Consider the following 18,090-nt stretch of genomic DNA (forward strand, 5'->3'; position numbering starts at 1 on the left):
CCTCCGGGGCCGACGGCCCCGGAGGCCCCGGAGGCCCGGCCGTGGCCTTCGAAGGAAGGCGAGGGCGGGGAGGAGGGGCCGGGGAGCCCTAGACTTGGGGCATGCCGATCGACCTGTGCCTGCTCGACGGTGTGCGGTGGCGCGGGCAGCCGGTGGTCGGGGAGCGGGCCCAGGCCCTGCTCGCGGCCCTCGCGCTCGACGCGCGGGCGGTGAACGCGGACCGCCTCGTCGCCGAGGTGTGGGGCGTGGACGAACCGGCCAACCCGCTGAAGGCGCTCCAGGTGCTGGTGTCGCGAACCAGGGCGGTCGTGGGGGCGGAGACGCTGGTCACCGAGGGCGGCGGCTACCGGCTCGAGGTGCCTGCCGAGCGGATCGATGCCGGGCTGCTGCGCAAGCTCGCCGCGCGCACGCGGGCACTGCTCGCCGAGGATCCGGCCGGGGCGGTCGCGGTGGCGGAGGAGGCCCTCGCGGTGGGGGCCGGGACACTCGCGCCCGAAGGCGAGGGGCCCCTGGCCGAAGTACGCTCTCGCGCGGAAGACGATCTCGCCGGGGCCCGCGTCGTGCTCGCCCGCGCCCGGAGCCGCAGCGGCGATCATGAGGCCGCGCTGGTCCAGCTCGAAGCCGCGGCCCGGATCCACCCCGAGGACGAGGCGCTGCTCGCCGATCTGCTGCGCAGCGAGGCCGCGGTGCGCGGCCCGGGCGCGGCCCTCGAAAGATTCGAGGCGTACCGGGTGGGCCTGCGCGACAGGACGGGCGCCGACGCAGGGCCGGAGCTGCGCCGCGTCCACCAGGAGATCCTGGGCCTCGACAGCCCCGTGCGCGCGGGCGTCCGCTTCGACACGAACCCGCTGCTCGGCCGCGACGACGACCTCCGGCGGGTCCGGGCCCTGCTCGCGACGGCCCGGGTGGTGTCGATCCTCGGTCCGGGCGGGCTCGGCAAGACCCGCCTCTCCCACGTCGTCGCCCGTGCCGCCCCGCAGCCGGTCGTGCACTTCGTCGAACTGGTCGGGGTCACCGCGCCCGAGGACCTGCTCGGGGAGGTCGGCTCGGCCCTCGGCGTCCGCGACTCGGTGACCGGGCGCCGCGCCCTCACGCCGCAGCAGCGCGCCGACGTCCGCGCCCGGATCGCCGGGCAGCTCGACACGGTGCCGACCCTCCTGGTGCTCGACAACTGCGAGCATCTCGTCGAGGCGGTCGCCGATCTCGTCGCCCATCTCGTCGCGACCACGCGGGAGCTGCGCGTTCTCACCACCACCCGGGCGCCCCTGGCGATCGCCGCCGAACGCGTCTACCCGCTGCCGCAGCTCGGCACCGGCGACGCCGTCGCGCTGTTCCGCGACCGGGCGACCGCGGCGCGGCCCGGGGTCCGCCTCCTCGAACTCGATGTGCGCGCCGTCGTCGACCGCCTGGACGGCCTGCCCCTCGCGATCGAACTCGCCGCCGCCAAGGTCAGGGTGATGGCGCCCACCGAGATCGCCCGCCGTCTGGACGACAGGTTCGCGCTGCTGCGCGGCGGCGACCGCAGCGCCCCCTCCCGGCACCAGACGCTCCTCGCGGTGATCGACTGGTCCTGGAGCCTGCTGGGCGAGCCGGAGCGCCGGGCGCTGCGCCGCCTGTCGGCCTTCCAGGACGGCTTCACCCTCGACGCCGCCGAAGAGGTCCTCGGCGACGACGCCCTGTCCGGCATCGCGGAACTCGTCGACCAGTCCCTGCTGACGGTCGTGGAGACCGCCGAAGGCGTCCGGTACCGGATGCTGGAGACGGTCCGCGAGTTCGGCCGGATGCGCCTGGACGAGGCGGGGGAGGCCACCGGGGCACGCGCCGCGGTGCGGGCGTGGGCCGTCGGCTACGCCGCGCGGGAGAGCCTCAAGCTCTACTCGCCGAGCCAGTTCGAGGGGATGGACCGCATCCGCGCCGAGGAGACGAACCTCTCCGACGTGCTGCGCGAGGCTCTCGCCGACCCCGACCCGGAGTCCGCCGTCGTCCTGCTGTCGGCGTTGGGCGGATTCTGGGGCATCCGCGGCGACCACGCGCGCACCATCGTGCTCGCCCCCGCCGTCGTGGCCGCCCTGACCGGCTGGACACCGCCCGACCGGCTCCTGGACCGGACCCGGGTCTCCGTGGCCGTCGCCCTGTTCAACACGCTGGTGCTCTCCCTCGACACCGTCGAGACGCTGACGGGGATGCTCGCCGATCTCGGCACCGAAGGCGCCGACCCGGCCGTCCGGGCTCTGGTGGTCTCGCTGCTGGCCTGGGTCGCCGCGCCGGAGGGGGTCGACGAGGAGCTCACGAGGGACCCCGATCCGCTGATCCGCGCGATCACCCTGCACTGGGCGAGCCACGGCCTGGAGAACGCCGGCGACGTCCCCGGCGGGATCGAGGCGGGCGAGGCGGCCTTGGCCGTCGTCGGCGAGGAGGGCGGCCCGTGGCACCGCGCGTTGCTGCACACCCATCTCTTCGGGCTGTACGAGCACGTCGGCGACTGGGAGGCCGCCTCACGGCACGCGGCCGCGGCCCTTCCGGTGCTGGAACGGCTCGGCGCGGTGGACGACCTCCTGCAGATCCGCGCGGTCCTCGCCGGGAAGGCCCTCAAGGCGGGCCGCCGCGATGAGGCCGTCCGGATGATCGACGAGCTGTCGGAACTCGCCCGCCACGGCCACCACGGCGAGGCCCTGACGGTCGCGACCGTCCGCGCGGAGCTGGCCTTCGCGGACGGCCGCAACGCCGAGGGTCTCCAGCTGTACCGGGAGGCCGCCGCGGCGCTCAAGAACATGCGGGTGCCCGGCGTGCGGACCGAGACGTTCCCGTGGATGATGCTCGGCGACGCAGTGGCGCTCTCGGCGTTCGCGCAGTACGGGGAGGGCGACGACGGAGCGGACATCTTCACCACGGTGCGGGCGCAGCTCCCGATGATGTTCACGCAGGAGGAGCTCCCGCGGGACATCCCGATGACCGGCATGGTGTTCGCCGGGCTGGGCATCTGGGGCCTGCTGAAGAAGGCGATGTCCGCCGAGGACGCGATCCGGCTCCTCGTCCTCGCCGACCGCTTCGCCTACAACCGGTTCGCCTCGACGCTCCAGTGGCCGGTCCTGTCCGGGCACGCCGAGCGGATCGCCCCGGGCGTCCTGGCGCGGATCGAGGCCGAATACGGCGAACGGCGCGGCCTCGACCTGATGGACGAGGCGCGCGCCGTGCTGGAGCGGGTGCTCTGAGTCACATCTTGCGGGAGTAGGACCGGACCGCGAGCGGGGCGAAGATCGCGACGACCACGACGCAGCCGACGAGCGCCCAGCCGACCTGGGCCGTCACCCGGCCCTCGTTGAGCAGGTCGCGCACCGCGGAGACGACGTGCGAGACCGGGTTGACCTTGACGAACGCCTCAAGCCAGCCGGGGAGCGTGGAGGAGGGCACGAACGCGTTCGACAGGAACGTCAGCGGGAACAGGATCATCATCGAGATGCCCTGGACGCTCTGCGCCGTCCGGGCGATGGTGCCCAGCCAGGTGAAGATCCAGGCCATCGACCAGCCGGCCGCGACGGTCAGCAGGATGCCGCCGACGCAGCCGAGGACGCCGCCGCCGGGGCGGTAGCCGATGGCGATGCCGGTGGCGAGCGTCAGGATCGACGCGACGCCGTAGCGGATCAGGTCGGCGATCATCGGCCCGGCCAGCGGGGCGATCCGCGCGATGGGCAGGGACTTGAAGCGGTCGAAGACGCCCTTGTCCATGTCCTCGCGCAGCTGTACGCCCGTCGCCATGCAGGCGGTCAGCGACGTCTGGGCGAGGATGCCGGGGATCAGCACGGGCAGGTAGTCCGAGACGCTGCCGGAGACCGCGCCGCCGAAGATGAAGGCGAACATCGCGGTGAACAGCAGCGGCTGGATCAGGACGTCGGCGAACTGCTCGGGGTTGCGGCGCATCTTGATCGTGGCGCGCCACGCCATCGACAGGATCTGGGACCAGGTCTCCAGCGGCGAGTTGCGGCTCGTGGTCCGGGCGAGCACGGTCGCCGGGTCGATCCGAGGAACGGTGGGGGCGGGGGCGGTGGCCGTCGTCATCGGGCCGTCTCCTTCTGGGTCTCGTCGTCGGCGCCGTGGCCGGTCAGCGCAAGGAAGACCTCGTCCAGCGTCGGCTTGGCGACGCTCACCGAGGAGATGGCCAGGCCCGCCTCACGCAGGCCGATGAGGACGTCCGCGGCCCGGTTCGGGTCGGGGAGCGACACGTTCATGCGGCCCGACTCGGGCGTCAGGACCGGCTCCTCGGCCAGCAGCCTGCGGACGACGGCCGCGGCGAGCGCGGTGTCGGCGCCTTCGGCGAGGCCGAGCTGGAGCGTCGAGTCGCCGACCTGGGTCTTGAGCGCGTCCGGGGTGTCCTCGGCGACCTTGCGGCCCCGGTCGATCACCGCGACGCGGTCGGCGAGCTGGTCGGCCTCGTCGAGGTACTGGGTGGTGAGCAGGATCGTGGAGCCGTCGTTGACGAGGTCGCGGATCGTGTCCCACATCTGGCCGCGGGTCCGCGGGTCGAGGCCGGTCGTCGGCTCGTCCAGGAAGATCAGCGGCGGGCGGGTGATGAGGCTCGACGCGAGGTCGAGCCGGCGGCGCATACCGCCGCTGAATTTCTTCAGGGCGCGGTCGGCGGCTTCCTCAAGCCCGAAGCGTTCGAGCAGGTCGCCCGCGACGGCCTTGGCCCGGCCGCCGGACAGGCCCTGGAGCCGGCCGAACAGCCGCAGGTTCTCCAGCGCGGTCAGATCCTCGTCGACCGAGGCGTACTGGCCGGTGAGGCCGACGAGCTGCCGGACGCGGTGCGGCTCCTTGCGGACATCGACCCCGAAGATCTCCGCGTGCCCACCGTCGATCGGCAGCAGGGTGGCGAGCATCTTGAGCGTGGTGGTCTTCCCCGCCCCGTTGGGCCCGAGGACCCCGAAGATCTCCCCCTGCCGTACCTCGAGGTCCACCCCGTCCACGGCCCGGACGTCCCCGAACCGCTTGACCAGGCCCTCGGCCTTGACGGCACTGATTTCCGCCACAGCGCGCCCCCTTTCGCCGCCGGGCCCATCCCGACGTCTGAGGAGAGTCTGTACGGATCCGCCTTCACCCCGCTTTCACCCCGGTTTCACCCCCACCTTGATGGTTTCACCGGACGCTTCGGGGGAGGGCGACGGCGGGCGTTCCGCCAGGACGGCACGGGCCCTGGCCGAGTCGAGTGCCCCGCTCCACTTGGCGATGACCAGGGCGGCGACGGCGTTGCCGGAGAAGTTCACCAGGGCGCGGCATTCGGACATGAACTTGTCGATACCGAAGATCAGCATGATCCCGGCGGCCGGCACCGTGCCGAGGGCGGAGAGGGTCGCGGTGAGGGCGAGGAAACCGGCGCCGGCGACGCCCGCCGCGCCCTTGGACGTCAGCAGCAGCACCGCGAGCAGCGCGATCTGGTCACCGAGGCCGAGCGGGGTGTCGGTGGCCTGGGCGATGTAGAGGGCGGCCAGGGACAGGTAGATCGCGGCGCCGTCGAGGTTGAAGCTGTAGCCGGTGGGGACCACGAGGCCCACGACCGCGCGGTCCGCGCCCAGGTCGGTCAGCTTGCGCATGAGGCCGGGCAGCGCGGGCTCGGACGTGGAGGTGCCGAGGACGAGGAGGTACTCCTCCTTGAGGTGGCGGATGAGCCGGAAGATGTTCAGCCGGACGTAGGCCGCGAGCACACCGCCCAGGACGACGACGACGAAGAGGATCGAGGTCGCGTAGAACAGCGCGACCAGCGAGCCGAGGCCGGCGAGGGCGGCGAGCCCGAACGCGCCGATCGCGTAGGCCATCGCGGCGAACGCGGCCACCGGGGCCGCCTTCATGACCAGGCCAAGGACCTGGAACACGACCTCGGTCAGCCGCCGCACCCCGTCGAGGAGGGGGGCGCCGACGGGCCCGACGGCCTGGAGGCCGACGCCGAAGAGCACGGCGAGGAAGATGACCTGGAGGACGTTCCCCTCGACGAACGCGCCGAAGAAGCTGTCGGGCACCAGCCCGGTGAGGAACTCCCACCACTTCCGGGACTCCCCGCCGGCGACGTACCGCTGCGCCGTCGCGCTCGTCGCGAGTGCCGCCGGGTCGGCGTGCACCCCCTCGCCCAGCCGGAGCACATTGCCCGCGACGAGCCCGGCGACCAGTGCGATGAGCGTCCCCACCTGGAAGTACGCGAGCGCCTTGACCCCCGTCAGGCCGACCTTCCTGAGGTCGGCGACCCCGGCGATCCCCCCGACGACCGTCAGGAACACCAGCGGCCCGATGAGCATCTTCATCGCCGCGACGAACGTCGTCCCGACCGGCTCCATGGCCCGTCCCGCCTCCGGCCACCGCCACCCCACGACCACCCCGGCCACGATCGCGACCAGCACCTGCACGTACAGCCGCCTGAACCAGCACCCGCCCACCCCGGTGCCCCCGAACCCCATGGCCTGCCCCCTCCCGCACCCGGTCCCGCCACACACCGTGACCCACCCCGCACCTCCCGTCAAAGACCGACGCCGCCATCCCGAAGCGAGCAAGCGGTCGGTACCCTGCCGGGCACGCCGGGCACGCCGGGCACGCCGGGCCGCGGCGGTCCCGGGTGCTCGCGGACGTGCCGGAAAGCACCCCTCGGCCACGGTTCGGCCGGCGGGAACTCGGGCAGGTCGATCGCGGGACCGGGGAGACCGAACCGGTTCTGCGGGAGCAGCGGGGAAAGGGATGTCCGGTGGACGAGTTCATCGTGGGGTTGCCGAAGTGCGAGCTGCATCTGCACATCGAGGGAACGCTGGAGCCGGAGCTGAAGCTCGCGCTGGCGGCGCGGAACAAGATCGAGCTGCCGTACGCGTCGGTGGAGGAGGCGCGGGCGGCGTACAGCTTCGACAGCCTGTCGTCGTTCCTCGTGGGCTACTACGAGAGCATGCGGGTGCTCCAGCACGAGCCGGACTTCTATGACCTGGCCTTCTCGTACCTGGAGAAGGCGGCGTCGCAGAATGTGCGGTACGCAGAGATCTTCTTCGATCCGCAGGCGCACACGTCGCGGGGGGTGTCCTTCGAGACCGTGATCCGCGGGCTGCGCAGGGCGGTTCTCGAGGCCGAGCGGACGTTGGACGTGCGGGCGCAGCTCATCATGTGCGTCCTGCGGGACTTCAGCGCCGAGTACGCGATGGCGACGCTGCTGGAGTCGCTGCCGTACAAGGAGTGGATCGTCGGGGTCGGGCTGGACTCCGACGAGCGGGGGAACCCGCCGGTGAAGTTCGAGAAGGTCTTCGCGCGGGCCCGGCAGGAGGGGTATCTCCTGACGATGCACTGCGACGTGGACCAGGAGAACTCCACCGAGCACATCCGGCAGTGCCTGGAGGTGATCGGCGTCGATCGGATCGACCACGGCGTCAACATCCTGGAGGATCCCGCCCTGGTCGCCGAGGTCAAACGGCGCGGACTCGGCCTGACGGTCTGCCCCGTCTCCAACCGGTTCGTCACCGACGGGTCCAAGTCCGCCGCGATCCGGCGGATGCTGGACGAGGGCCTGCGCGTCTCGGTCAACTCCGACGACCCGGCCTATTTCCTCGGCTACGTGGCGGAGAACCTCCAGCTCGTCCGCGACGAACTCGACCTGTCCCACGCCGACCTCGTCCAGCTCGAACGCAACGCCTTCGAGTCCGCCTGGCTGCCCCGCCGCGGCAAGGACATCTTCCTGTCCGAACTCGACGCCTACGCCCGCACCTTCACCTGATCGGAGCCACCGGGCCGGCCGAGCGGGCGGACCCGGTGCCTGATGGTCCATCCCCGCCCGCGCCCATGTTCCGCGGCCTGGCCCGTTCGCGATCGCGGACGAACGGGTGGGCGGGGCGGTTCGCCCTGCCCGGAGGAGGGGTCCTCAAGCGGGGGCGGTGAGGGATCCGAGGTCGGTGAGGGAGGCGTGGAGGAAGGCGGTGAGGGCGGGGGCGTCGGGGGTGTCGGGAGCGGAGATCCAGTGGGCGAAGCCGACGCGGAAGACGGCGACCGCCACTTCGGCGGTGAGGGCGGGGGCGGGGGTGCCTCGGTCGCGGAGCGCGGCGGCGAGGGCGGTGGCCAGGGAGTCGAGTTTGATGAGCTCGCGTTCGCGGAGGCCGGGGTGGGTGTCGATGACGGCCTGACGACGGAGGGCGTGGGGGCGGCGGTCCTCGAAGAAGGCGCCCGCGCTCTCCAGGGCGAGGACGACCAGCTCGATCGGCGGCGTGTCTTCGGGGGCTCCGGTCACCGCTTCGACGAAGCGGTTCTGCAGGGCGTGCGAGGGGTCGAAGAGGACTTCGCGCTTGTCGCCGAAATGCCGGAAGAAGGTCCGTTCCGTCACTCCGGCCCGTTCGGCTATCTCGGCGACCGTCGTCTGGTCGTAGCCGTTCTCGCCGAAGAGCTCCAGGGCCGCCCGTTCGAGTCTGCCGCGCGCGTTCGGCTCCCATCTCGCCATGGACAGATCATAGTTGATGTCAGTGCCTGACATCGTCTACGCTGAATGATGTCAGGCACTGACATCGCCTATTCCTGGAGTTCTGTCATGCGCGTTCTCGTCACCGGGGCATCGGGCTGGATCGGCTCGGTCCTCGTTCCCGAGCTCATCGAGGCGGGCCACCGGGTCACCGGCCTCGCCCGCTCGCCCGAATCGGCCGCCGCACTGGTCGCGGCGGGAGCCGAGGTCGTCGAAGGGAGCCTCGACGATCTCGTCGTCCTGCGGGAGGCCGCTTCCGCGGCGGACGGCGTCGTCCACCTCGCCTTCAAGCACGACATCGCCTTCGCCGGCGGCTACGCCGAGGCCGCCGCGGCCGACCGCGCCGCCGCGGAGGCGCTCGGCGGAGCGCTGGAAGGCTCAGACCGCCCGTTCGTCATCGCGGCAGGGCTGCTCGGGCTCGCGCCGGGCCGGGTCGCCACCGAGCGGACCAACGCCGATCAAGCGGGGGATCTGGGCGATCGCCAGGCCACGGCCCAATGGGTGGAGGCACTCGCCGACCGGGGTGTCCGCACCTCGGTGCTGCGGCTCCCGCCGACCGTCCACGGCGAAGGCGACTACGGCTTCATCCCCCAGGTCGTCGCGGCCGCCCGCGCCAAGGGCGTCGCCGGATACGTCGGCGACGGTTCCCAGCGCTGGCCCGCCGTCCACCGCGCCGACGCCGCCACCCTGTTCCGCCTGGCCCTGGAGGAGGGCCCCGCCGGATCCGTCCTCCACGCCGTCGCGGAAGAGGGCGTCCCGCTGCGCGACGTCGCCGAGGTCATCGCCCGCCACCTGGGCGTCCCGGCCGTCTCGATCTCCCCGGCCGACGCCCCGGCCCACTTCGGCTGGCTGGGCGCCGGCCTCTCCACTGACAGCCCCGCCACCTCCGAGCTCACCCGCGCGCTCCTCCCGTGGCGCCCCTCCGGCCCGACCCTCCTCGAAGACCTCGACAAGGGTCACTACTTCACCTGACCCGCCGGCCCCTGCCGGGCGAACCACAGCGCGCCTCCGCCGCACGCGAGTGCGGCGAGCGCGATCGCCCGGCCGGGGCCGAACGCGGTGGTCACCGAGCCCATCGCGGCGACGCCGACGGTCGCGCCGATCTGGCGCACCGCGTTGAGCAGCCCGCCCGCCGAGCCCGCCGCGCCGTCGGGCGCCGCCCGGACGATCGCGGTGGCCAGCGCGGGCAGCACCAGCGAGACCCCGTACCCGGTGGAGAAGAGGCCGACGGCGAGCCACGGATACGACGCTCCGGTCCCGGCGGAGATCGCCAGGACCGTCCCGCCGCACGCCAGCGCGCTCAGACCCGCGAGGATCGGCGGACGCGGCCCGAAGCGGGCCACCAGCCGTCCCGTCACCGGCGGGTTGACCGCGAACGGCACGGTCAGCGGCAGGAACGCCCAGCCCGTCGCCGCCGCGGACAGGCCCCGGTCGCGCAGCAGCAGCGGCAGCACGAACAGCAGCCCGTTCAACGCGAAGCCCACCGCCGCGCCCGCGGCGAGCCCGGCCCGCGCGCCCGCCGACGCGAGCAGCGCCCGGTCCGCCACCGGAGCCCGGCTCGCGCGCTCCCGCACGGCGAACAACGCGGCCGCGACCAGCGCGCCGAGTCCCGGCCACACCGCCGCGCCGGGATCGGAGCCCGCCCGCACCAGCGCGTCCGTCAGCAGCGCCAGCGCCGCGCACGCCGCGAACTGCACCGGCCAGTCGATCCGGCGCGCCGACCCCGGCACGGCGACCGCGCGGCCCGCCGTCGCCGCCAGCACCAGCACCGCGATGGGCGCGTTCACCACGAACACCGCGCGCCAGCCCGCCGCGTCGACCAGCAGGCCGCCGCACACCGGGCCGAGGGCGACCGCCGCGCCGCTCACCGCGGCCCAGGTCGCCACCGCGCGGGCCCGCTCCCGGCCGTCCGGGTACAACCGGGCGATCACCGCGAGGGAGGCGGGGACGCACGCGGCGGCCGCCGCGCCCGTCACCGCCCGCAGCACCGCGAGGACCTCGGGGGACGGCGCCGCCGCGCATGCCAGCGAGCCCGCCGAGAACAGCACGATCCCCGCCCGGAACACCCGGTGCGCGCCGTACCGGTCGGCCAGCGCGCCGGCCGCGGGCAGCAGCGCCCCGAACGTCACCGTGTAGGCGGCCGCGGCCCACTGGAGCCCCGCCACGGACGTGCCCAGCGACGCCGCGAGATCGGGTTCGGCGACCGACAGGACCGTCAGATCCAGCAGGACCAGGAAATAGCCGAGCGAGACGCCCCACAGGGCCACCACCCGCCGACGACGGGAAACAGAGATGTTCACGGCGGCCACTCTGCGTCCGCGCCGGCATCCGGCTCGACCGCGCGGGCCGCACGCGGCGTTCGGATCCTCCGAACGCGAGGCGCCGGGCCGGGGCGTGCGGCGTTAGTCTGACGGCGGTATGGACCTCACCGAACTGCGGGTGTTCCGGGCGGTCGTGCGGCATCGGACGGTGCACGGCGCGGCGGTCGCTCTGGAGCTCGCGCCCTCGAGCGTGTCGGCGCGGATCAGGGGACTCGAGGAGTCTCTGGGCGTCGCGCTGTTCGCGCGGACCTCGCGTGGCATGCGGCCGACCGAGGCGGGGGAGCGATTGCTGCCTTGGGCGGTGCGGCTGCTCGACCAGGCCGAGCAGGCGCGCGCCGACGTGGTCGGAAGCGGTCCGGTACTGCGGCTGGGGGCGTTGGAGAGCCTCGCGGCCGCCTGCCTGCCGGGCGTCCTGGCGCGGCTGGCCGCCCGCCGCCCCGACGTGCGCGTGCGGGTGGTCTCCTCGGTCGACCGCGCCGAGTTGCTCGCCGACGTGTCCTCCGGGGAGCTGGAGGCGGCGCTCATCCTCGACAACGGCACGGCGCTGGGCGGCCTCGGCTTCCCGGTGCCGCCCGATCCCGTCGCCTTCGTCGACGTGGACGACGTCCCGCTCGTGCTCGCCGCGGCCCCCGGCCATCCGCTGGCCGGACACCCCCGGCTGACCCCGGACGACCTCGCGCGCGAACGCCTCCTGGTGAACGCGCCGGCCTGCTCGTTCCGCCTCGCCGCCGACCTCCTGCTCGGCCCGGGACCGGAACGGGTACCGGCGGGCGGCCCGTCCGTCATGCGGGCCTGGGCCGAACAGGGCCTCGGCATCGCGCTCCTTCCGGACTTCGCCGTCGCCTCCGCCCTCGCCGCGGGCTCCCTCGTCCGCCTCCCCCTCGACGTCCCCCCGCTCGCCCTCCGCCTGGTCTGGCACTCCGCCCGTGAGACCCTGCCGGGCCTCCGCGACGTCCTGTACGCCGCCGCCTCCTGACGACCTCTCAGGGCAGGGCCCTGGGAGCGGACACCGGCACCGCCCCGGACGGGGCGGCCGCCGGGACCTGGGCATAACCGTGGTGGGCCACGTGCCGAGAGCGATCCGGGTGGCGGACGCCTTCCACCATGGCCTTGCCCGGATGCGCGCATGATCTCGAAGGAGCCGAAGGGCATGAGAAGGAACGTGAAAGGCGGTCTGTGCGCCGTCGTGCTGGTGATGGCGCTCGCGGCCTGCGGTGGTGCGGAGCCCGGCGGCCCGGCGGGCACGGCCCCGGCCGGGACGCCGGGGGCGGGCCCGTCGGTGACCGGGACCAGCGAGCCCGGCGGCGCGCCCGATCTCGGGGCCGTCGAGGAGGTGTCCCGCGATATCAAGGCACCGTGGGGGCTGGCGTTCCTGCCGTCGGGGGACGCGCTCGTCGCCGAGCGGGACAGCGGGAAGGTGGTGCAGGTGCCCGCGGGCGGCGGGGCGGCACGGGAGGTCTACCGGGTTCCCGGGGTCCACGCCGAGGGGGAGGGCGGTCTGCTCGGGCTGGCGGTGTCGCCGTCGTACGCCGCCGACGGGTACGTGTACGCCTACCTCACGACCGAGTCCGACAACCGGATCGTCCGGTTCCGGCTGGACGACCGCACGCCACAGGTCGTCTTCGACGGCATCGCGTCGGCGTCCTTCCACGACGGCGGCCGGATCGCGTTCGGCCCGGACGGCATGCTCTACGCCGGGACGGGCGACGCGGGGGAGTCGAGTTCGGCACAGGACCCGGCGAGCCCCAACGGGAAGATCCTCCGGCTGACCCCGGAAGGCGAGCCCGCTCCGGGCAACCCGACACCGGGCTCCCCGATGTACAGCCTCGGCCACCGCAACGTCCAGGGGCTCGCCTGGGACGGGCAGGGCAGGCTGTTCGCCACCGAGTTCGGCCAGGACACCTACGACGAGGTGAACCTCATCGAGCCGGGCCGCAACTACGGCTGGCCGGAGGTCGAGGGCAAGGGCGACACCGACGGCGGCAGGTTCACCGATCCGCTCGTGACCTGGTCGACCGCGGAGGCGTCCCCCTCGGGCGCGGCCATCGCCGGGAACACCCTCTACGTCGCGGCGCTGCGCGGTGAACGGCTCTGGACGGTGCCGCTCGACGACGGCGGGACGGGCGCCCCGCGCGCCGAACTGGAAGGCCGCTACGGACGCCTCCGCACGGTCGCCGTCGCGCCCGACGGAGCCCTGTGGGTGACCACGTCCAACACCGACGGCCGCGGCGAGGTACGCGAGGGCGACGACAGGATCCTGCGCTACCCGGCCCGCTGAGCGGGGTGGGCCGGACCGTCCGGGTGGGAGGTCCCGTCCGCCTGGCGCGTCACGACGCGTCGGGGCGAGGACCGCCCTTCGTCGTGGGGTCCTGACGGGGCGGAGGCCGTGCGGTGGTCATGGGGAGGGCTCAGGGGGCGGGGCGCCAGTGGGGGTCGCGGCCGGTGAAGGCCAGGAAGCGGTGGGCGGGCGGGGCGTCGGCGGGGAGGTGGATCTCGGGGGCGAAGGCTTCGGCTTCGCCGCGGGGGAGGGGGAAGGCCAGGGCGGTGGTGAGGGCGGCTTCGGCGAGGTCGGGAGAGGGGGTCCAGGGGCGGCCGAGGGCGCGGGCGACGTCCCAGGTGTGGGCGGCGTTGTCGATGAAGTGCATGCGCAGCGCGATCGCGCCGCTGAAGGTGCCGAAGGCGTTCACCGGGACCTTGCGGTCGAGCGCGGCGGCCTCGGCGAAGGCCGCGACGACGGCGTCGGCGGTAGCCCGGAAGGTCGCGGCCGGGTCGGCGCCCAGGGCGGCGTCGGTCCAGGTCGGGGCGCCGGCGAAGCCGCGGTTCTCGGCGACGAGGTGGCCGAGGAGCGCGCGCAGGTCCCAGCCCGCGCACGGGGTCGGGAGGGCGAGGTCGGCGGGGCTCACCCGGACGAGGTGGGCGTGGAGGTCGTCGAGCGAGCGGCGGTGCAGGTCCCTTATGTCCATGATCGTGAGGCTAGAAGCCGGAATGGACCGGCAGAAGTGCCGATTCCAGGCGAAACACAATGGGCCGATTTAGGCTGGCCGAGTGGAAGTACACCTCGCGTTGGACGGGCGGGACGACCTCGCGGGCCGGCTCTACCGCCAGATCAGGGACGCCGTCCTGGCCGGGCGGCTGCCGCCGGGCACCGCGTTGCCCGCGACCCGCGGGCTCGCCGCCGACCTCGGGGTGGCCCGGGGCACCGTCGCCGCCGCCTACGAGCGGCTGGCCGCCGAGGGGTTCCTGCGCACACGCGTCGGCTCCGGCACGTTCGTCGCCGAAGGGTTCGGCGGACACGCGCCGGCCCGCGCCGCTGGAGCGCTGCGCCCGCTCCCGGTGTGGGAGGGGCGGCGGGCGCCCGTCGCGCTCGCCGAAGGGCTGCGCCACGACTTCCGGCCCGGCCATCCGGACGTCGCGCTGTTCCCCTGGGCGACGTGGCGGCGGCTGCTGACGGCCGAGCTGCGTGCGGGGGCCGTCGGCAGCGGCATGTACGGCGATCCGGCCGGGCACCCGGGCCTGCGCGCGGCGATCGCGGCACGGCTGGCGGCCTCCCGGTCGGTGCGGGCCGACCCGGACGACCTCATCGTCACCGCGGGCGCCCAGCAGGCGATCGGCCTCATCGCCCGGGTGCTGCTGCCGCAGGGCGCGACGGTCGCGGTCGAGGAACCGGGGTACCCGCCCGTCCGGCACGCGCTCGTCGCGGCGGGCATGCGGGTGGTCGGCGTCCCGGTCGACGCGGCCGGCCTGGTCGTCGACGCGCTGCCCGGCGACGCCCGGCTGGTCTACCTCACCCCGTCGCACCAGTTCCCGCTCGGCATGCCGATGGCCCCGGCGCGGCGGGCGGCGGTCCTGGACTGGGCCGACCGGCACGACGCCTGCGTCGTCGAGGACGACTACGACAGCGAGTTCCGCTTCGCGGGGCGCCCCCTGGAGCCCCTGCACACCCTCGACACCACGGGCCGCGTCCTCTACGTCGGCTCGTTCTCCAAGACGATGCTGCCGACCCTCCGGCTCGGCTTCCTCCTCGCCCCGTCCGGCCTGCGCACCGCGCTCCGGGCCGCCAAGTACGCCGCGGACTGGCACACCCCCCTGCCCGAACAGAAGGCACTCGCCGCTTTCCTCACCGAAGGCTCCTTCGCCCGGCACATCCGGAGAATGCACCGCGTCTACGCCGACCGCCGCACCCGTCTCCTGGCCGCCCTCCCACCCCACCTCGTCCCCGTCCCCTCCGCCGCGGGCCTCCACCTGGGCGCCTGGCTCCCGCCTGGCACCGACGACACCGCGGCCGCGTCCGCCGCGGCCCGACACGGCGTCTCCATCTACCCCCTGTCGATGTTCGCCCGAGCCGCCCCACCCGGGCTGGTCCTGGGCTTCGGCGCCCTCCCCGACGTCGAATCCGCCACCGCGGCCCTCACCTCCGCCCTCTCCCCTATCCGGCCCGGCTGACGCCGATCCGTCCGGCGGCTCATCCGGGTGGCCGCGATCCGGTGGAGGGGAAGGACGGCCTTCCGCTAGAGTGCGGGAAGCGTCGCGTGCCGGTGGCGGACCGCGTCAGGCATGGAGGCGCCGGATCCGGAAGGCGGTCATCATGACCCTTTCCCCGTTCCCCACCCGTGGGTGAGGGCGACAAGAACAGGCTTCTGGCCTGGAACCGTGAACTGCAGACCGCGCATCAGCGGCTGCGGGAGGCACTGCGTGTGACGCGCGAATCCCTGGAAGCCGGGGACACCGCGTCGGCGCGTGCCGACCTCCTGCTGTACTGCAAGGGATTCTGTGCGGCCCTCGACGGCCACCATGTGCGCGAGGACGTCGGGCTCTTCCCCGAGCTGGCCGAGCGCCATCCGTCGCTCCGCCCGGTGATCGCCAAGCTGAAGCAGGACCACGCGATGATCGCGACGCTGCTCGGCCAGTTCGACCGCGCGATCTCCTCGGCGGCGCCGCCGGGCGAGCTGTCGGGACACCTGGAGGGACTCGCCGCGATCATGGAATCCCATTTCCGCTATGAGGAACGGCAGCTCCTCGGCGTGCTGGCCTCCCTGGAGCTCGACGCCGACCCGCACGACCTCCTCGGCCCGCTCTGAACCCGGTGTCCCGTCCCGTCGGGCCGCCCGCGATCCGACGGGGCGGGACGCCGGCCGTCGCCGTGATGCTCGCCGGGTCGGTGCCGTCGCTGTTGTGTGGGAATCGATGATTGCGGCGGTTCATCCGGGTGTCTACGGTGAGCCGGTGTGTCGTGCGCTCGGCGCGGGACGGAGAGGTGTCACGGTGACCGAGGAGTATGCGGTTCCCGCCGTCGTGGCCGCGCCAGGGCCGCACGGGGAACCGGAGCGGCCGCTGGCGCGGTGGCTGCTCGCGCACCGGGTGCAGCCGGTGGGGCCCGCGGCGGCGGAGCAGGCCGACCAGCACCCGTGGTGGAAGGTGATGTGCCTGACGGGGGTCGACTACTTCTCCAGCCTCGCCTATGTGCCCGCGATCGCGGTGTCGGCGGCCGGGGCGCTGTCGCCGCTCGCGACCCTGCTCATCGTCGCGCTGACGCTGCTGGGGATGCTGCCGATGTACCGGCGGGTCGCCCGGGAGAGCCCGCACGGCGCGGGCTCGGTGGCGATGCTGGAGGAGCTGCTGCCGTTCTGGCGCGGAAAGATCTTCGTGCTCGTCCTGCTGGGCTTCGTCGCCACGTCGTGGATCATCACGATCACGCTGTCGGCCGCCGACGCCACCCTGCACGTCCTGGAGAACCCCCGCGCGCCGGAGTTCCTGCACGGCCACGCGGTCGCGCTGACGGTCGTGCTGCTGCTCGTTCTGGGCGGGGTGTTCCTCCTCGGGTTCAAGGAGGCGGTGAGCGTCGCGATCCCCCTGGTCGCGGTGTTCCTGCTGCTCAACGCCGTGGTCATCGCCGTCGGGCTGGCGGAGCTCGCCGGCACCCCCGGGGCCTGGACCGCGTGGACCGACGCGCTGGGCGCGCTGGGCGAGCAGCGCGGTGGCATCGGCGACTACCTCGTGCCCGCGCTCCTCGCCTTCCCGCTGCTGGTGCTGGGCCTGTCGGGGTTCGAGACCGGCGTCAGCATGATGCCGCTCATCGCGGCCGAGGGCGACGACGACCGGCAGCGGCTCGAATCGCGGATCGCCAACACCCGCAGGCTCCTCACCGGCGCGGCGGCCCTCATGAGCGTGTTCCTGCTCGCCGCGAGCCTCGTCACCACGGTCCTCATCCCCGCCGACGCCTTCGGTCCGGGTGGCCCGGCGAACGGGCGCGCCCTGGCGTGGCTCGCGCACGAGAGGCTGGGGGACGCCTTCGGCAGCGTCTACGACCTCAGCACCGTGCTGATCCTCTGGTTCGCGGGAGCGTCGGCGATGGCGGGGCTGGTCAACATCGTGCCGCGCTACCTGCCCGGCTACGGCATGGCGCCGGAGTGGGGCCGCGCGGTACGTCCGGTCGTGCTCGTCTACACGCTGATCAGCGTGGTCCTCACGATCGCGTTCGGCGCGGACGTCGACGCCCAGGCGGGCGCGTACGCGACGGGGATCCTCGCCATGATGGTGTCCGGGGCGTTCGCCGTCACCGTCTCGGCCCTGATGCGCAGGCAGCCCCTCGTGGGCGCGGGCTTCTCTGTGCTCACCGCGGTCCTGCTGTACGCGCTCGTCCACAACGTCGTCGACAAGCCCGACGGCCTGGCGATCTCCGGCATGTTCATCGCCGGGATCATCGCGGTCTCGCTCGTCTCCCGGGTCGCGCGCACCACCGAGCTGCGCGCCGACCGGATCGAGTTCGACCCTGCCGCCCGCCGGTTCCTCACCGACACCCTCGCCTACGACGGCCGCATCAACCTCGTCGCGAACCGCCGCCAGACCGGCGACGCCGCCGAGTACGCGGAGAAGGAGCACGAGCAGCGCGGCGACAACCCCGTGCCCGGCACCGCCGACATCCTGTTCCTCGAGATCGACATCATCGACCCGTCGGACTTCGGCGGCGTCCTCGTCGTCCGCGGCGTGGAGGTCGACGGCTACCGGATCCTCCGCGCCGACGCGTCCGCCGCCCCCAACGCCATCGCCGCGATCCTCCTCGCCCTCCGCGACACCACCGGCGTCCGCCCCCACTGCTACTTCGCCTGGGCCGAAGGCAGCCCCCTCGTCCACATGGTCCGCTACTTCCTCCTGGGCCGCGGCGACACCGCCCCCGTCACCCGCGAGATCATCCGCGAACAGGAACCCGACCCCGCCCGCCGCCCCGGCATTCACGTGGGCGCCTGACCCCCGTCCATCGCCCGCCGGTCCGCGGCACGGCGGTCTCCGGAGGCGAGCGGTCAGGCCGGT

14 protein-coding genes are annotated in these 18,090 nt (G+C 73.8%); 8 read left to right on the forward strand and 6 right to left on the reverse strand.

Annotated features, from left to right (window positions below; all coding sequences use genetic code 11):
- Positions 1-101 precede the first annotated feature (101 nt).
- Positions 102-3,212, forward strand: coding sequence for an ATP-binding protein (locus tag EDD29_RS16115; protein ID WP_123665193.1), 3,111 nt, complete (start codon positions 102-104; stop codon positions 3,210-3,212).
- 1 nt (position 3,213) lies between these two features.
- Here EDD29_RS16115 and EDD29_RS16120 read toward each other — a convergent pair whose 3' ends face one another.
- The 3 genes from EDD29_RS16120 to dctA form a co-directional block, all read right to left on the reverse strand.
- The gene (locus EDD29_RS16120; protein ID WP_123665194.1) at positions 3,214-4,056 is read right to left on the reverse strand and encodes an ABC transporter permease; all 843 of its coding nucleotides are present in this window, start codon (positions 4,054-4,056) and stop codon (positions 3,214-3,216) included.
- Positions 4,053-5,024, reverse strand: coding sequence for an ATP-binding cassette domain-containing protein (locus tag EDD29_RS16125; RefSeq protein WP_123665195.1), 972 nt, complete (start codon positions 5,022-5,024; stop codon positions 4,053-4,055). Before EDD29_RS16125 ends, EDD29_RS16120 begins: the two co-directional genes overlap by 4 nt.
- A 75-nt stretch (positions 5,025-5,099) precedes the next feature.
- Complete coding sequence (gene dctA, locus EDD29_RS16130; RefSeq protein ID WP_123665196.1) at positions 5,100-6,440, reverse strand: C4-dicarboxylate transporter DctA; 1,341 nt, start codon at positions 6,438-6,440, stop codon at positions 5,100-5,102.
- 281 nt (positions 6,441-6,721) lie between these two features.
- On the opposite strand from dctA, the gene add reads away from it, so the two are divergent.
- Positions 6,722-7,729 (forward strand): adenosine deaminase, encoded by a 1,008-nt coding sequence (gene add, locus EDD29_RS16135; RefSeq protein ID WP_123665197.1) that lies wholly within the window; start codon positions 6,722-6,724, stop codon positions 7,727-7,729.
- Between the two features lie 144 nt (positions 7,730-7,873).
- Here the strand turns inward: add and EDD29_RS16140 are convergent, their stop codons facing one another.
- Positions 7,874-8,443, reverse strand: coding sequence for a TetR/AcrR family transcriptional regulator (locus tag EDD29_RS16140; RefSeq protein ID WP_123665198.1), 570 nt, complete (start codon positions 8,441-8,443; stop codon positions 7,874-7,876).
- 87 nt (positions 8,444-8,530) lie between these two features.
- Here EDD29_RS16140 and EDD29_RS16145 point away from each other — a divergent pair, with 87 nt between their 5' ends.
- On the forward strand, positions 8,531-9,433 hold the full coding sequence (locus EDD29_RS16145; protein ID WP_123665199.1) for an SDR family oxidoreductase: 903 nt from the start codon (positions 8,531-8,533) through the stop codon (positions 9,431-9,433).
- Here the strand turns inward: EDD29_RS16145 and EDD29_RS16150 are convergent.
- Positions 9,421-10,761 (reverse strand): MFS transporter, encoded by a 1,341-nt coding sequence (locus EDD29_RS16150; protein WP_246052801.1) that lies wholly within the window; start codon positions 10,759-10,761, stop codon positions 9,421-9,423. The two genes, EDD29_RS16145 and EDD29_RS16150, sit on opposite strands and share 13 nt — an antisense overlap.
- Positions 10,762-10,879: 118 nt before the next feature.
- Here EDD29_RS16150 and EDD29_RS16155 point away from each other — a divergent pair, with 118 nt between their 5' ends.
- Both EDD29_RS16155 and EDD29_RS16160 read left to right on the forward strand, forming a co-directional pair.
- Positions 10,880-11,758, forward strand: a complete 879-nt coding sequence (locus EDD29_RS16155; protein ID WP_123665200.1) for a LysR family transcriptional regulator — start codon at positions 10,880-10,882, stop codon at positions 11,756-11,758.
- 174 nt (positions 11,759-11,932) lie between these two features.
- Positions 11,933-13,060, forward strand: coding sequence for a PQQ-dependent sugar dehydrogenase (locus tag EDD29_RS16160; RefSeq protein ID WP_246052802.1), 1,128 nt, complete (start codon positions 11,933-11,935; stop codon positions 13,058-13,060).
- Between the two features lie 130 nt (positions 13,061-13,190).
- Here the strand turns inward: EDD29_RS16160 and EDD29_RS16165 are convergent, their stop codons facing one another.
- On the reverse strand, positions 13,191-13,745 hold the full coding sequence (locus EDD29_RS16165) for a TIGR03086 family metal-binding protein (protein ID WP_123665201.1): 555 nt from the start codon (positions 13,743-13,745) through the stop codon (positions 13,191-13,193).
- 82 nt (positions 13,746-13,827) lie between these two features.
- On the opposite strand from EDD29_RS16165, the gene pdxR reads away from it, so the two are divergent.
- The 3 genes from pdxR (at position 13,828) to EDD29_RS16180 (ending at position 18,027) form a co-directional block, all read left to right on the forward strand.
- Positions 13,828-15,225 carry a MocR-like pyridoxine biosynthesis transcription factor PdxR gene (pdxR, locus tag EDD29_RS16170; RefSeq protein ID WP_123665202.1) on the forward strand — a complete coding sequence of 466 codons (1,398 nt, stop codon included), beginning with the start codon at positions 13,828-13,830 and terminating at the stop codon, positions 15,223-15,225.
- 167 nt (positions 15,226-15,392) lie between these two features.
- A complete protein-coding gene (locus tag EDD29_RS16175) occupies positions 15,393-15,860 on the forward strand; it encodes a hemerythrin domain-containing protein (RefSeq protein ID WP_123665203.1) in 468 nt (155 codons plus the stop codon).
- Positions 15,861-16,044: 184 nt separating this feature from the next.
- Positions 16,045-18,027: an APC family permease gene (locus EDD29_RS16180; RefSeq protein WP_170201428.1), complete on the forward strand. Its 1,983-nt coding sequence runs from the start codon at positions 16,045-16,047 to the stop codon at positions 18,025-18,027.
- Positions 18,028-18,090 lie beyond the last annotated feature (63 nt).

The sequence above is a fragment of the Actinocorallia herbida genome (assembly GCF_003751225.1).
GTDB classification, from domain to species: Bacteria; Actinomycetota; Actinomycetes; order Streptosporangiales; family Streptosporangiaceae; genus Actinocorallia; species Actinocorallia herbida.

Excerpts from the sequence above, each read along its gene's own strand:
- EDD29_RS16120 (WP_123665194.1), bottom strand. The coding sequence starts at position 4,056 with ATGACGACGGCCACCGCCCCCGCCCCCACCGTTCCTCGGATCGACCCG.
- dctA (WP_123665196.1), bottom strand. The coding sequence starts at position 6,440 with ATGGGGTTCGGGGGCACCGGGGTGGGCGGGTGCTGGTTCAGGCGGCTG.
- EDD29_RS16140 (WP_123665198.1), bottom strand. The coding sequence starts at position 8,443 with ATGGCGAGATGGGAGCCGAACGCGCGCGGCAGACTCGAACGGGCGGCC.
- EDD29_RS16165 (WP_123665201.1), bottom strand. The coding sequence starts at position 13,745 with ATGGACATAAGGGACCTGCACCGCCGCTCGCTCGACGACCTCCACGCC.
- EDD29_RS16160 (WP_246052802.1), top strand. The coding sequence starts at position 11,933 with ATGAGAAGGAACGTGAAAGGCGGTCTGTGCGCCGTCGTGCTGGTGATG.
- EDD29_RS16115 (WP_123665193.1), top strand. The coding sequence starts at position 102 with ATGCCGATCGACCTGTGCCTGCTCGACGGTGTGCGGTGGCGCGGGCAG.
- EDD29_RS16145 (WP_123665199.1), top strand. The coding sequence starts at position 8,531 with ATGCGCGTTCTCGTCACCGGGGCATCGGGCTGGATCGGCTCGGTCCTC.
- EDD29_RS16155 (WP_123665200.1), top strand. The coding sequence starts at position 10,880 with ATGGACCTCACCGAACTGCGGGTGTTCCGGGCGGTCGTGCGGCATCGG.